This is a genomic window from Negadavirga shengliensis (genome assembly GCF_042652345.1).
Taxonomy (GTDB): domain Bacteria; phylum Bacteroidota; class Bacteroidia; order Cytophagales; family Cyclobacteriaceae; genus Negadavirga; species Negadavirga shengliensis.
This window is the reverse complement of sequence record NZ_JBHSJJ010000008.1, coordinates 105,341-120,600: the sequence shown is the minus strand read 5'-3', so window position 1 is coordinate 120,600 and position 15,260 is coordinate 105,341. Positions and strand designations below refer to the sequence as shown.

10 protein-coding genes are annotated in these 15,260 nt (G+C 46.4%); 9 read left to right on the top strand and 1 reads right to left on the bottom strand.

Annotated elements, in window-relative coordinates:
- The first annotated feature begins 14 nt into the window (after positions 1 to 14).
- The 5 genes from ACFPFU_RS15015 to ACFPFU_RS14995 all read left to right on the top strand — a co-directional run bounded on the left by ACFPFU_RS15015 (position 15) and on the right by ACFPFU_RS14995 (position 7,146).
- On the top strand, positions 15 to 2,828 hold the full coding sequence (locus ACFPFU_RS15015) for a formylglycine-generating enzyme family protein (protein ID WP_377065590.1): 2,814 nt from the start codon (positions 15 to 17) through the stop codon (positions 2,826 to 2,828).
- A 256-nt stretch (positions 2,829 to 3,084) separates the two neighbouring features.
- The gene (locus ACFPFU_RS15010; protein ID WP_377065589.1) at positions 3,085 to 4,602 is read left to right on the top strand and encodes a DUF4301 family protein; all 1,518 of its coding nucleotides are present in this window, start codon (positions 3,085 to 3,087) and stop codon (positions 4,600 to 4,602) included.
- Between the two features lie 86 nt (positions 4,603 to 4,688).
- Positions 4,689 to 5,468: a 3-keto-disaccharide hydrolase gene (locus ACFPFU_RS15005; protein WP_377065588.1), complete on the top strand. Its 780-nt coding sequence runs from the start codon at positions 4,689 to 4,691 to the stop codon at positions 5,466 to 5,468.
- Positions 5,469 to 5,579: 111 nt separating this feature from the next.
- On the top strand, positions 5,580 to 5,768 hold the full coding sequence (locus tag ACFPFU_RS15000; RefSeq protein WP_377065587.1) for a hypothetical protein: 189 nt from the start codon (positions 5,580 to 5,582) through the stop codon (positions 5,766 to 5,768).
- A gap of 130 nt (positions 5,769 to 5,898) precedes the next feature.
- Entirely contained in the window at positions 5,899 to 7,146 is a 1,248-nt protein-coding gene (locus tag ACFPFU_RS14995) for a PQQ-dependent sugar dehydrogenase (protein ID WP_377065586.1), read from the top strand.
- A gap of 729 nt (positions 7,147 to 7,875) precedes the next feature.
- On the opposite strand, the gene ACFPFU_RS14990 is transcribed toward ACFPFU_RS14995, so the two are convergent.
- Entirely contained in the window at positions 7,876 to 10,428 is a 2,553-nt protein-coding gene (locus ACFPFU_RS14990) for a phosphoenolpyruvate carboxylase (RefSeq protein ID WP_377065585.1), read from the bottom strand.
- Positions 10,429 to 10,671: 243 nt separating this feature from the next.
- On the opposite strand from ACFPFU_RS14990, the gene ACFPFU_RS14985 reads away from it, so the two are divergent.
- Genes ACFPFU_RS14985 through ACFPFU_RS14970 form a run of 4 tightly spaced genes read left to right on the top strand, consistent with a single transcriptional unit; the run spans position 10,672 to position 15,253 of the window.
- The gene (locus tag ACFPFU_RS14985) at positions 10,672 to 12,975 is read left to right on the top strand and encodes a putative monovalent cation/H+ antiporter subunit A (RefSeq protein WP_377065584.1); all 2,304 of its coding nucleotides are present in this window, start codon (positions 10,672 to 10,674) and stop codon (positions 12,973 to 12,975) included.
- 3 nt (positions 12,976 to 12,978) lie between these two features.
- Positions 12,979 to 13,389, top strand: coding sequence for a Na+/H+ antiporter subunit B (locus tag ACFPFU_RS14980; RefSeq protein WP_377065583.1), 411 nt, complete (start codon positions 12,979 to 12,981; stop codon positions 13,387 to 13,389).
- 2 nt (positions 13,390 to 13,391) lie between these two features.
- Positions 13,392 to 13,745, top strand: coding sequence for a Na+/H+ antiporter subunit C (locus ACFPFU_RS14975; RefSeq protein ID WP_377065582.1), 354 nt, complete (start codon positions 13,392 to 13,394; stop codon positions 13,743 to 13,745).
- Positions 13,742 to 15,253: a proton-conducting transporter transmembrane domain-containing protein gene (locus ACFPFU_RS14970; RefSeq protein ID WP_377065581.1), complete on the top strand. Its 1,512-nt coding sequence runs from the start codon at positions 13,742 to 13,744 to the stop codon at positions 15,251 to 15,253. The genes ACFPFU_RS14975 and ACFPFU_RS14970 overlap by 4 nt, the downstream gene beginning before the upstream one ends.
- The last annotated feature ends 7 nt before the right edge of the window (positions 15,254 to 15,260 follow it).

Genomic DNA, 15,260 nt, shown 5'->3' with positions numbered 1-15,260 from the left:
AAAATCAACAAGACATGACAATTGATAAATCATACAAATTCAACCTGCTGGCCTGCCTGTTCCTGGTGGTGGCAGTCGCCCCCTCATTTTGCCAGGAATATAAAGTCACCATCAGCGACAACCTCCAGGTAAACCGAATCAATGATATCTCATTACCAGAACCTGTCCCCCTTTTTTCGGTGATGTTGGGTGACCAAAAACTACTTTCCGATCAAGCACAGCCAAAAGATGGAAAGTACTCGCTGAGAGACAGACTGGAAATCGGTATAGACAGCCTTCAAGGTGACAAGGGATATTGGAAAGCCGATATCACTTTCCGGAACATCACTGCTGATACCCTGGAATTGCACAATGTGATCCCCTTTGGGGGACTGGAGGGACAAACCTACATTACCGGAAAAGGGAATCATGGATTGTCCAGGACCCATTTGTTTCGGCCAGGCTATGAGCCGGTAAACGTCATCGTTCCGGATAATGCCTGGGAAATGGGCTATGCGTCTATGCAGGCACAGGCAGGTGAAAACAGCCACGCGGCATTGGTGCGCAGGGTGGCGGTGGAAGGCGCGCAACGGCGCCGGTTTGAAACCATTCTGCCCCCTGAGGGAGAAGTAACCTACAGATTGTACCTTGAAAATTTTAACGGCGAATGGCAGGAAGGTCTCCGAACGATTTTTCAGAAGCGGTACCTTTTTGATGTTGAGGAATTTGACAATAGCCTTTACGAACGGGAAGACCTCCAGTGGATGAAACATGCCTATGCATGCCATTTGGTCATGGCCTGGGACAAAGATTTCTATGATCCAGAACATCAAAGGTATACCTATATGGATTTTATCAAAAGAAACCAAAAGTGGTTTGGGGGCGATGATATCTTAGGCATATGGCCCACCTGGCCCACTTTGGGCCTGGACCAGCGGAACCAATGGGACTATTTCAGAGACCTGCCCGGCGGGCTGGAGCAACTGGCGGCCATTTCCAAGCAACTCAACGTGGAGGGGACACGCTTCTTTATATGCTACAATCCCTGGGATGAAAGCACCCGGGATGAAGGCCATCTGGATGGCATGGAAGACCTGATCCGGCAAACCGGGGCTGATGGGGTGGTATTGGATACACAGGGAAGCTCCAGCAAAGAGCTGCAAGATGCTGCCGACCGGGCCAGGAAAGGCGTGGTCATGTACAGCGAGGGCATGGCCGTGCCGAAAGACATGCAGGGCATTGTTTCAGGCCGGGTACACAATGCCCTCTATTATCCTCCCCTGCTGAACCTCAACAAGTTCATCAAACCTGATTTTGCCATATTCAGGGTAGCAGAACTGGCGTTTGACCGCATCCGCAGGGAATATGCCCTGTCGTTTTTTAATGGTTACGGTACGGAATTGAACATCTTTAGGCCCGGAAGACCCGAATGGGTGGAAGAAGATTACCGGTTCTTTGGCCAGACATTGCGGATATTAAGGGAAAATCCCGAAAATTTTACCGGACAGGATTATTTGCCCCTATTGGAAACAGAGGCCGATCAAGTCTATGTCAATTATTGGCCGGATGAAGAAAAGTCCATATATACCATTTTCTCCATCCGACCAGAGGGATATCAGGGAAAGCTCTTTTCCGTGAAGCCTGAGAAAGACAGGCACTTTATCGATCTCTGGAACCATGAAGAATTGGAGCCTGAAGAAGCCGATGGGCAGTACTACCTCACGGCGGACCTGGCCTCATTTGATAAAAAGTGGTTGGGAACCAACAATGAAGGGGCTGTGGGGGCCATCGCCCATTTACCCAGGCTGCTTCAAGCCAGTTTGGAGGAAGCCAACATTATGGTTTCCGCTGCTAAAGGCACACAGATCAGAATCTGGCAAAACCATCCCGGCTACGACAAGCGACCACTTGAGCTGGAGCCTGGAAGCCACCAAATCAATATTTTTGAACATTTTAATAACTATGAAGGCAAATATGTGATCCAGTTGTTTGATGGGGACCGTCTTTTGGATGAACGTATCCTGCACATGGAATACGGTCAGCCCAGACCCATAAGTTTCATACGCAACACCGGTTCCAAAATACCTGTCCGGGACAACAAAGAGATGGTGACTATACCGGCGGGAAAATTCACCATGAAAGTCACCCAAGGTGACCAGTTCATCCCCTACCCGACCGAGGGCTACCCCAAAGAAGTACAGGTTGATGCCTTCAAAATGGACAAACATCCGGTCACCAACCAGGAATTCAAAGCTTTTTTGGATGACAGTGACTATGAACCCAAAGACAATGTCAATTTTCTCAAGCATTGGGATGGAGGAAAGATACCCGCCGGGAAGGAAAACCACCCTGTGGTCTATGTGGGCTGGGAAGATGCGCAGGCCTATGCTGAGTGGGCAGGCAAGAGATTACCCACAGAAGCTGAATGGCAATATGCAGCCGCTACCGGAGACGGCAGGGATTGGCCCTGGGACAAAGACCAGACCGTCACCAAAAAACTGGAACGCATCACCAATACCCTCACGGTGGAGCATTTAGAGGGCATAGATCCCGACAAAGCCAACCTCGGCAACAACGAACCTGACCCGGTGGGCAGTTATCCGGCAGGTGCCAATCCTTTTGGATTGGAGGATTTGGTGGGATCTGTATGGCAGCTTACCGCTGACCAATACGATAACGGCACCAACCGCTTCATCATCCTAAAAGGTGGCAGCTACTTCAAACCTTCATCCAGTTGGTGGTACGTGCAGGGTGGTCCAAGAGAGACCCACTATCGTCAAATGCTGCTCCGCATCAGCCCCGGCTTTGAAAGAAACGGAACAGTGGGGTTCAGGTGTGTGGCTGAGTAGCGTGAAGTATTAGGCGGGAGTATCAGGGAATAGGGAACAGGGAATAGGACGGAACCTCCTGTTCTCTTTTCCCTATTCACTTTTAACGGAATATTCAGGAAACGGGGAACGGAGAACAGGGAATAGGAAATCGAACGCAAACTCTCCATTGCCCGGAACAAAGGATTTTCCCGAAATTTATTAGGCCTATCACAAATGGAATTGCTATATTGGTCAGTCGTAACTATCATTATCAACCCTAACGATTTTTCATTGTATGCTGACCGACTTACATAAAAAACAGATTGAGGAACAAGGGATGTCACCCGCTACCATAGAAGAGCAGATCCGTAATTTTGAGCAGGGATTTCCTTATCTGAATATTTATGCTGCTGCCACTCCGGGCGACGGCATCATGGTGCTGGATGAAAAGGAACTGGAACGTTTTCTTGATACCTATCAAAAATATTCCAAAGGAAAGGTTATCTTCAAATTTGTCCCTGCCAGCGGTGCAGCCAGCAGGATGTTCAAGGACCTTTATGCCTTTTTGGACAATGACACTGCCTCTCTGGATGCCGACCCCATTACCAAACAATTCATTGACAACCTGTCTTCCTTTGCATTTTATGAGGACCTTGACAATAGCCTCAAAGCTTCCGGAAGCAGCATTGAAAAAGCATTGGCAACCAAAGATTACAAGCTGATCATCCGGCATTTGCTGGAGGACGAGGGCTTGGGGTATGGCAGCCTGCCCAAAGGACTGTTGAAATTTCACCGTTATGATGAAGGCAGCCGCACGCCCGTTGAAGAACATTTTGTCGAAGGTGCCCAATATGGGCTGGGAAAAGGGAATACGGTCCGGCTACATTTTACAGTATCTCCGGAGCATCAGGAGAAGTTTGAGGAAAAGATCGCCGACATCCAGCCCGCTATGGAAGCCCGGTTCAATGTAAATTTCGAAGTGACTTTTTCTCAACAGAAAAAGACCACAGATACCATAGCGGTCAATATGGACAATATGCCATTTACGGAAGAAAACGGCGAGATCCTGTTTCGGCCCGCCGGACATGGTGCTTTGCTGGAGAATCTTAACGACATTGACGCGGACCTTGTGTTTATCAAAAATATTGACAACGTGGTTCCCGATAGGTTAAAAGGATCCACTGAAACCTTCAAAAAAGCCATTGGCGGCATTTTATTAGATGCCCAGGATCGTGTGTTTTCGGTTTTGGAAAAGCTGGAAGCCGATGCTGACGAAGCGCTTATCATAGAATCCGAAGGGGTTTATACGCAGATTTTAGGGGCCAAGCTCCCTGATTTTTATCACAAATACAACCTTGCCGAAAAGGCGGCCTATCTAAAAAAGAAACTGAACAGGCCCATCAGGGTTTGTGGCATGGTGGAAAACACCGGCGAACCCGGTGGCGGTCCTTTTTGGGTAAAAGAAGCCGATGGTTCTCTTTCCCTGCAAATCGGTGAAACCGCCCAATTGAACCTGGATGACCCTCATCAGCAAGGGATTTTCCAGTCATCCTCCCATTTTAACCCTACCGATCTCGTATGCAGCGTGAAAGATTATAAGGGCAAAAAATTCAATCTCCTTGAGTACCGCAACCCTAAAACAGGATTCATCACCCAAAAGTCCAAAAACGGTAAAGACCTTAAAGCCCAGGAATTACCAGGTCTTTGGAATGGTTCTATGGACAATTGGAATTCCATATTCGTAGAAGTGCCATTGATCACCTTCAACCCTGTCAAAACCATTAATGACCTTCTGCGGGATGTGCACCAATAAGAACAGAAATCGTTAGCATGCCGCGGAAAGGTAATTTTACAGCTGGCTTTTATTTAAAGATCTTCATCATTAGACAAACCATATTCATGTTTCTCAAATCAATTATACTGAACCTGCTTGTGTTGTGGTTTTTTTTAGCCCCTTTTGCGGATGTCTGCGCCCAGATAGGCGTGGGTGCCAAAGCCCCAAAGGGGGCGGAGATGCTGTTTGATGGCTCCAAAAAAATGCTCCATAGAAAATGGACTTATTGGGAGGGGCCGAGATTGGCGGCTTCTCTTCCCATTAAATGGGAAATCGTGAATGACCCAGTGGACAAGGGAAGTGCTGTAATTGCCAATGACCCCGCAGCAGCAGATGGCAAGTATGGAGCGGCGGACATTGTCACCAAGCAGCAATTCACGGATTTCCGGCTGCACGTGGAGTTTTTGATTCAGAATGAAGGCGGGAACAGTGGGGTTTATTTGCAAAACAGGTACGAGATCCAGATATTGGACGGGGACAGCACGGCCCATGGCATGGCTGCCATCATCAATGAAAAGGCAGCCCCCTATCATCCTTACAACGGCTTGGGCGCATGGAATGCGTACGACATCCAATTCAGGGCGGCAAGATTTAATGAAGCAGGCAAACTTTCTGAAAAAGCCATGGTGACCATCTATTTTAATGGAGAAAAAATCCACGAAAACGAATCCATTCAGCAGGTTTGGGGAGGTGCCAACTCCGGCATGGATGGCGGCAATGATGGCGGCAAGGGCATCACCGACCGTCCCGGCGGCATCAAATTGCAGGCGGAGGGACATGATGTGTTGTTCAGAAACATCTGGATACAACGGCTGAAATTGGATGAACCGGACACTGATTTTTAAAGCCGGAGCAAAAGACATCCGTTACCCACCTGTCTACGGGCTCCGGCGATAAGGGGAACGACATTTCATTGGCAGTGTTTTTGATACCCATGAGGTAAAAACGGAACTACCATGAATTTTAAACGTATTTTCGGACCATTGCTGACTTTAGCGGGAATTTTCGGACTGATTTATGGCGCCTACCTTTTTCTAAACCCGGAATCAGCTGACTGGAAAACCATTTTGGTTCTTCTTGTGCTCGGTTTCGTTTTCTTCGGTTCCGGCTTAGGCCTGCTAAAAACAACTAAAGACAAACACTGATCCAGCGGACCCGTACATGGAGGCTATTTTTTTTAGGGTCGTCACCACTATTTTTTTAATACGATCGACAAAAGGTATAAAGTTTGTTGAAATAAGGATGCGATATCGCATGAAACAAAACCAACTACCGATGAAACCGATAACTAATAGCCCTTTACGCTACCCGTGGATGATCATTTTTTTCCTTTTTTATTCTTCAAGCGTTCCCATCCCGGGATTCGCCCAGGTGAAAGTGGAAAATGAAATCGTCGAAGAAAACATCGACAGCGAAGAATCTGTCTTTTCCGTCATAAAAGTGATAGGGGGATTGGAGCACCCCTGGGGAGTGACTTGGCTGCCCGATGGCAGCATGGTCGTCACAGAAAGACCGGGAAAAATGTACCTTATTCACGAAGATGAGGTCCAAGAACTCAAAGGCCTTCCCAAAATCGATACGGATGAGGACCAGCTTACCGCGCCCCAAGGCGGCAACCAGGGAGGGTTGCTGGATGTGGTCGCTCACCCCGAATACGCTTTCAATGGCTGGATTTATTTTACCTACTCCAGTCCGGGCGATGATGATTCCGTTATTGGAGACGATGAACATGGGACTGGAACCACGTTGGCCAGGGCAAAGATTTCCTCTGACCGTAAAAAGCTGGAAGAAGTTGAAACCATTTACGCCCAGGTACCGAGGACAGATCCTGGCAGGCATTATGGGTCACGGATTCTATTTCCAGGGGATGGAACGGTTATTTTTTCTATTGGAGACAGAGGACAACGGTGGGGCTCCCAAGATCTCACCGATCCAGCCGGATCCATGATAAGACTGAATGAGAACGGAGGTGCGGTGGAAGACAACCCATTCGTGGGGATGGCCCCCGGCAACCTGAGACCTGAAATCTTTTCATTTGGGCACCGCAACAACCAGGGCATAGCCATGGATCCCGCTACCGGAGTAATCTGGTCCACAGAACATGGCCCAAATGGAGGCGACCTGCTCCACAAAATCGAAAAAGGAAATAACTATGGCTGGCCCCAGGTGGCTTTTGGCAGGGAATACAGCACGGAGGAAAAAATCGGTATCGGCAGAGAAGCACCCGGGGTGACCGCTCCCAAATATGTCTGGGAAGACAACATGGCCCCTTCAGGACTCACTTTTTATCAAAACGGGCCTATCAGTGCATGGAACGGCCATTTGTTTGCCGGCTCGCTCTATCAGAAACAGCTTTTCAGGATGGTGATTGAAAACGATGAAGTGATTCATGTGGAAGAACTGCTCAAAGACAAAATCGGAAGGATAAGAGATGTAAGACAAGGTCCTGACGGGGACTTATACCTGTTGACCGATGAAGAGGACGGCGGTTTATACCGGCTGACCCAAAACCTTGCCGAATAAACGGCGATATTATTTATTTATGTGCAAAAAACGGGCCCATGTCCCCCTTCCAATATTCATTGGGGATGACACGCTCGCTTAAATGCGGACACCTTCATCAATAAAAAAGCCATGAAACAGTGTTCCATAGCTTTAGTCAATTAACAATAAACCCAAAATAACCTGCTGTAGGAGAAGGATTCGAACCTCCACGGGGCAGTTAGGCGAAACACGAGCTCCATGTTTGCTTTATGCTGTGATCCCCACCCCCGAGACAGGAGGGCATGTATGCCAATTTCATCACCCTACAGTATAAAAGACCATTTGTCTTTGTTTAATATTTCAAAGTTAATACAACAAGGGTAAAAATAAAAATATAGCAATGATTTTAAATAATTTTTACATTATTTTTAATAAATTGTGTTTTTATTGATTTTATCAACAAAACACAACCTCACTGTGTTTCCAAAATTGAGAATTCGCTAACAATACTATCGGTTGGCTGTTTAAAAAGAGCCTTTATCAAGGAGAAAACCTTAAATATACCCCAGATGAAGCATATGGGGGAAAACCTTAACTCCCCGGAACCATGCAGGGTCCAAAACTACAGCCATCGCGGCTATACTACTCCGCAATGGGCAATAAAGTCCGAAAGGCAAAGGTTACCTGAAAGATCATTTAAAAAAATCCTGCAAACCGGCATAGTGCCATCATTTGCAGGATTTGATGAGCGTCAAGCCCGGAATCCTTTTAAGCAGCGTTTCTCGCCGCATTGATGATTCCGAACATGGTCCTTAAGATCAATTTTTGAAGGGCGGCATCTTCTTTACCTTTCTCCAGTATGGTTTGTATTGCATACTGCTGGATGGTGATCAGGGGCAACACAATCTTTTCACGGATCGCTATGGATTCCTTACTCAATTGGTTGTCATCCAACAGGTTCTCCATATTTGAGACCTTTAGAATGTTTTTCAATGACCTTTGGTACTCACCGTACATCAATTCCCAAAATCCACCAAAGGTATCATTATCCTTCAGGTAAGCCGTGGCAGGATAAAAAGATTTTGCCAGGGATTGCATGGAATTTCCGAGTAGAGACCTGAAGAAAAGGGAGTCATTGTACAGTTTTTTCACCTCTTCCAACTTTCCCCTTTTTTCCATTTCTTCTATGGCTTTACCTACGCCAAAGAAACCAGGGATATTCTGTTTCATCTGTGCCCATGCACCCACAAAAGGGATGGCGCGGAGGTCCTCAAATTTCATGCTTCCCCCCTTGCTTCTTTTCACGGGTCTGGAACCTATATTGGTCATCCCAAAAAACTTCAAGGGCGTCACGTTTTCAAGATAAGGGACAAACTGCGGATGGTTTTTCAGTTCTTTATAAGCCTGATAGCTGTACTCCGCCATTTCTTCGATCAGTTCCTTTTGTTTGTCAGTGAGGCTGTTTTCGCTTGAAGGATAGAGGTGGCTTTCCATACCGGCACTGAGCAGTTGTTCCAGGTTATAGGTGCAGCTTACCTGCTTGCCATAATTGGCACTTATTGTCTGTCCCTGAATGGTTATCTGTATCTCTCTGTTTTCCACATTTGGGCCCAGAGAGGCATAGAAATTATGGGTATTACCACCCCCTCTCGCCGGAGGCCCTCCTCTTCCATCGAAAAACACCACATCTATGCCTTCAGTCCTTGCCACTTTGGTCAGTTCCTCTTTGGCCCTCAGGATGGACCAATTTGCCCTGATATATCCTCCATCTTTGGTACCGTCTGAGAAGCCCAGCATAATCGTCTGTTTGTTATCCCGGTTTCTGAGATGTTCCCTATAAATACTGTTTTGATAGAGGCTTTTCATAATACCGGGCGCTGCTGCCAGGTCATCAATGGTTTCAAAAAGGGGCACAATATCCAAATGTAAACTGCCTCCTTTGCCCAACAGCAACCGGTTGAGCTGAAACACCTCCAAAATATGAAGGGCGGATTGGTTGTTTGAAATGATATATCTTTGACAGCCCGAGGGACCGTTTTTCTCCTGGATATAGCGGATTGCTTTGATACTATTCAGCATCTCTTGATGGAAATGGTCTTCAAAGGATTCAATCTGGGGCAATTTATCTGTGGAAAGAACTTTTTCAATTTTCTCAGACTCACCGGCTTCTTGGAATGCAGCCAGCCCCTTTTTTCCTTCCTGCTGAAGTATGAGTGTCTCCCAAAGATCATCATGTTTTCTGCTGTCCTGCCTGACATCCATGCTCGCAAAATGAAACCCAAAGACCCTCACTTTCAGGATAAATTCATCCAATATTTCCAAAAACAATCCCCCGTGCTCTTCTATAATACCTTTCCTGGCTTGGTAAAGTACATCCAGCAACTCTTCCTTAGTGTGAAAAACCTCACCATCGCCGCCAAAAAGGGTATTATAAATCAGTCTTTCAGCCTTGATCAGATGGGATTCAACGTTTTGGAATGTGAGTCTCCTTTTGACTTTTCTGATATCCCTATAGTAACACTTCAATATACTGTTTTGCAACTTGTCCGCCACCTTACGGGTAATATCATGAGTCACATAGGGATTGCCATCCCGATCCCCTCCAGGCCAGAAACCTATCTTCAGGAGGTTGGGATTTTCCCAATCATGGAGGGGCAAATCAAGTTGATTCAACATCCTTACCATGATTTCCGAAATGCTGGGATAAAACACGAATTCCAAAAACCAACAAAGGCTGACAGCCTCATCGTACGGTGTTGGTTTTTCCTTGTTGATAAAACCTGTCTTACCTAACTGTCTCAGCAACATATCGATAGCTCCAAGATCATTTTTACGGATGGCTGATTCCAGATCGGTAATGATTGCAAGCACATTCCCCGGATAAAACTGGGTAGGGTGTGCAGTAAGGGTAAGTCTCACAGAAAAGTTCTTAAGCTTGTCGATAAGGTCTTCCTTTTTATGGTCATTTTCTGCCCTGGAAATCATTGCCGTCATGCTGCCCTTTCCTTTAAGGTCATTTACTTTCTCATAGGCAGCATCTTCTATGGAGTCAAAAAGCACTACCTGCCTTTCGATATACTGAACCATTTTAAAAAGCAAATCATGCCTCTCTTTCTCTGATTTTTCAGCCATCAGCTCTTCGAAAAACTGATGGATGATTTCTTTTGGTGTTTTGTTTTTCTCAAAACCGCTTTGGCAAGCCCCTGTAAGAATCGGCAACAGAGTACCCGTCCTGTATATTTGGTCGAAGGGTAAATCCAAAAATAGACTGTTGTAAATGGTAAACCGCTTAGCTACTTCAGTCTCATATATATTTGTCATTGCTTGGTATATTTTTATTTGAAGTCCCAAATTACTCAAAAATGAGCAATTTTTCCCGGCTACGCATGAATCTCTGCGTATAATTTTGACGCCGTTGGAGAAAAGCTTCTCTATATTCTTAGCTATCAGTTTATTATTTAAAATAATACAATACATCTTGTCAATCTTTACCGATTGCCCAATAAGATCGAATATATTTTGTATTTTAGGCGCTCCATAGCCACCCTTTTAATTAATATCAGGATGTTAATAGCAGTTGTTTCGGGTTTCATTTTTGCCCTTTTGGTTCCGGCTTTAATGAATTATTTCAAGCAAAGGTCCACCCTTTGGGTCTCCCTACTGCCCTTGTCTTTATTCGCTTTTTTTCTATCCAAAATCCCTTATATAAAAACGGGGCCCATTCGGGAATCCTACCAATGGGTGCCCTCCCTCGGCATCAATCTTGATTTCAATCTTGACGGGCTTTCCCTGCTATTTTCCCTGTTGATCACCGGTATCGGTTCGTTGGTGTTTATCTACACGGCCGCTTATTTAAAAGGCCATGTCTATCTGGACCGTTTCTACGCCTACTTGTCCATGTTTATGGCATCCATGTTGGGACTGGTGCTTTCCGACAATATTTTCTCGCTGTTCATTTTCTGGGAACTTACCAGTATCAGTTCATTTTTCCTGATCGGGTTCAACAACGACAGCGGGGCTTCCAGGAAGTCCGCCCTTATCGCTTTGGGCATTACCGGTCTTGGCGGTCTTTTCCTGCTGGCCGGGATGATCACCCTGGGATACATTACAGAGGCCAACAAGATATCCTCCATGCTTTCGCTCGCCGAAGCCATTAAAGCACACGGGCTGTACCCGTTGCTCCTTTTTTTCGTTTTTGTAGCCGCCTTTACCAAATCAGCTCAGTTTCCGTTTCATTTTTGGTTACCTGGTGCCATGAAAGCCCCCACCCCGGTTTCCACCTACCTCCACTCCGCCACCATGGTAAAAGCGGGGGTGTACCTTTTGGCAAGGTTCACGCCGGTTTTAGGCGGCCATGAATGGTGGAACGGCACGCTGATAACCATAGGGGCCATTACCATGGTATATGCTGCTTTTCATGCGGTTTTTCGGTTGGATTTAAAAGGGATTTTAGCCTACTCCACCATAGCGGCGTTGGGCATTCTGGTATTTCTGATCGGACTGGGAACGGAAGCCGCGCTTTTAGCCGCAGGTGTTTATATTCTGGTACACGCCCTTTATAAAGCCACCCTCTTTTTGATCACCGGCATCATTGACCACGAAACAGGCACCCGCGATGTGTCCAGGCTGCGGGGGCTGAACAAGGTAATGCTGCCTGTGGGAGTAGCGGGGTTATTGGCAGCCCTTTCCAATGCCGGCGTCCCTCCTACTTTAGGTTTTATCGGCAAAGATCTTATTTATGAGGCTACCCTGGGAATAGGAGACTTAGGTTGGTTTCTCACCCTACTTGCTGTTGTCACCAACATAACCCTTCTCTTTGCAGGTTTTCTTGCAGGAATCAAACCTTTTGGCGGGCCACTCCCCCGGGAATTTGAGAAAATACACCTGCCCAGCCCGATCATGTATATCCCCCCTTTGATACTGGCAGGACTGGGTATTTTGTTCGGCTTCTTTCCGGGATTGATAGAACAGCGGCTTGTTTATCCCCTTGTCAGCAGTTTGACACAGGCTGTTCCTGAATTTCACTTGCAGTTATGGCACGGATTCAATACCGTTTTGGTGCTCAGCGTGGCCACCATTGCCTCGGGGATTGCCCTTTATCTGATCCTGAAGCCGTCAGAAAACCTGCTGGCAAAAACCGAGCGGTTTGAGGTGATTTCTCCCCAGCGGATAATCATAGGCCTTGCCGGTATCTTCCAAAAAGCCGGAAAGTACTGGACAAACTTTTTCCAGAACGGATACCTGAGGTATTACCTTATCACCATACTGGTATTCATTTCTGTTTTGCTGGCCTACAGGCTGTTATTTGGGGTTGAAATATATTTTGACACCTCATCCCTGACGGAAATAACGCTTTATGAAGCTACGGTCATATTCATTATGGCATCTGCCATCTTCTTTACGGTATTCTCCAAGTCGCGACTGGTGGCCGTGGTTTCGATGGGCGTGGTCGGGTATGCTTTCTGCCTGATATTTTTGTTTTATTCCGCCCCGGATCTTGCCATGACACAGTTTTCGATCGATACGCTGACGGTGATCCTGTTTGTGCTGGTGATTTACAACCTCCCCCGTTATCTAAAATTATCTGACACAAGGGACAGAATCAGAGATGGGTTGCTTTCGTTGATTTTCGGAATCCTGGTCAGCATCTTGACGCTGGAAGTTTTGAATGAATCCGTCATTAAAGATACCACGGCTTACTATGCCGAAAATGCTTATCTGCTGGGTAAAGGAAAAAACGTGGTCAATGTCATATTGGTGGACTTCCGGGGCTTCGATACCATGGTAGAAATCACTGTACTGGCCATTGCTGCTATAGGAGTTTTCAGCTTGTTAAAACTTCATTTAAAAAGTGTTGAAAAAGAATAATATATGAAGACAATAATTTTTAAAACAGCTTCCACTTACCTGCTACCGCTACTGCTGTTGTTTTCGGTATTTATTCTCCTGCGGGGACACTATCTTCCCGGAGGCGGGTTTGTGGGAGGGTTAATCGCTTCCATTGCCTTTGTCATCCACTCTTTTGCCAACGGCATTGAAAAAACCAAAAACATTGTCAAATTCCATCCCGGTTTCCTGATGCCCCTGGGCCTATCGCTGGCTCTGGCAGCCGGGGCCGCCCCTTTGTTTATCAGTGAACCGTTCATGACCGGACTCTGGTTTGACGATCCCCTTCCTGTCATAGGAATGGTGGGTACTGCGCTGTTCTTCGATACCGGTGTATTCCTGGTTGTGATCGGGGTTACCCTGACTATCATCTTTACTATTTCTGAAGGCTTATAAAAATGGAAATATTACTGGCCATCATTATTGGATTATTATATGCGGCAGGCATTTATATGATGCTCCGCCGAAGCCTGGTAAAACTGATCATCGGGCTGATTTTGCTGGGCAACGGGGCCAACCTCTTGATTTTTCTGCTGGGCAGAATAGCCAAGGGGACACCGCCGATCATCGGGGCTACGGAGAAGGTCCTGTCTGAAATATATGCCGATCCTGTTCCCCAAGCCCTTATCCTCACCGCTATTGTGATCAGCTTTGGATTACAGGCCTTTGCCATCATTCTGGTCAAACGTGCTTATAAAGTGGTGAAAACCGATGATTTAGATGAAATGAATGCAACCGACGAAGACTTATGAGTAACCCGTACATTGTTTTGCCTGTAATTTTCCAGCTTTTTATCGCTGTCATCCTGATGTTCTGCTGGACCCGCAAAAACCTGCAAAAACTGATCTCAGTGACCGGATCCCTGATCGCGTTGATCATCAGTGTCAGCTTATTTGCAAGCGTCAGGACAGGCGGTATACAGACCATGCAAGCGGGCAATTGGGAAGCTCCTTTTGGTATCAGTTTTGTGGCGGATACTTTCAGTGCGATGATGGTGGTACTGACAGCCATCTCAGGTCTGGCAGTATCCGTCTTCTCTGTAGGCAGCGTGCGAAACGCCAGAATAAAGTTCGGTTATTTCCCGATTTTACACCTACTCCTCATGGGGCTCAGCGGAGCCTTCCTGACAGGCGACATCTTCAACCTGTACGTATGGTTCGAAATCATCATCATTTCTTCCTTTGTCCTCATTACCATTGGAGGGGAAAAAGCCCAGCTGGAAGGTGCCATTAAATATGTAACCATGAACCTGTTGGCCTCAGTGATCTTTCTCACTGCCATCGCCATCCTTTATGGCTTGACGGGTAGCCTGAATATGGCCGATCTTTCTTTAAAAGTAAGTGAAATTGAAAACCGGGGCTTGGTCAATGTTACCGCCATACTGTTTCTCGTGGGCTTTGGCATAAAGTCAGCCGTCTTCCCCTTGTATTTTTGGCTTCCCGCCTCTTATCATACGCCTCCACCGGCAATTTCCGCCATCTTTGGGGGCTTGCTCACCAAGGTGGGGGTATATGCACTTTTAAGGGTTTTTACCCTGATATTCATACCTGATGCTTTTCTCTCCACATTGATTACCGTGATCGCTATCATGACCATCCTTACAGGGGGAATAGGGGCATTGGGTCAAAATAATATCAGAAAAATCTTCAGTTATCTGATCATTTGCCATATCGGTTATATGGTCGCCGGATTAGGTATATATACAGAAGTTGCCATCACCGGTGCCATCTTCTATTTGGTCCATGACATCATCGTCAAAACTAACTTGTTCATGGCAAGCGGGCTGATCTTTAAAATCAAAGGCACCTACAGCATGAGGTTACTGGGTGGGTTTTATAAACAATATCCAAAATTAAGCCTGTTAATGGCGGTACCTTTGTTTTCCCTGGTCGGCATCCCCCCGCTTTCAGGATTCTGGGGAAAGCTTCTTCTGGTTGAGGGAGGTATCGAAACCTCAAATTACTGGCTAATTAGCTTTATTATCCTCGGAAGTTTCCTTACCTTAATTATCATAGCCAGGTTGTGGGCCGAAGTATTCTGGAAAGAAGGCCCCGATCTTCCAAAAAAGAAGCATGTAAAATATTTTAATGAACTGAAACCCCTGAAAAAACAAGCCATGATCATTTCCATTGCCCTGCTTGGACTGGTTTCACTCGCCACCGGTTTTGGTGCAGAATGGGTGATCAGGGTCGCACAAACAGTTTCTTCAGAACTATTGGATTCCCGTAATTATATAGACGCGGTATTGGGGACATTATAAGAATTGA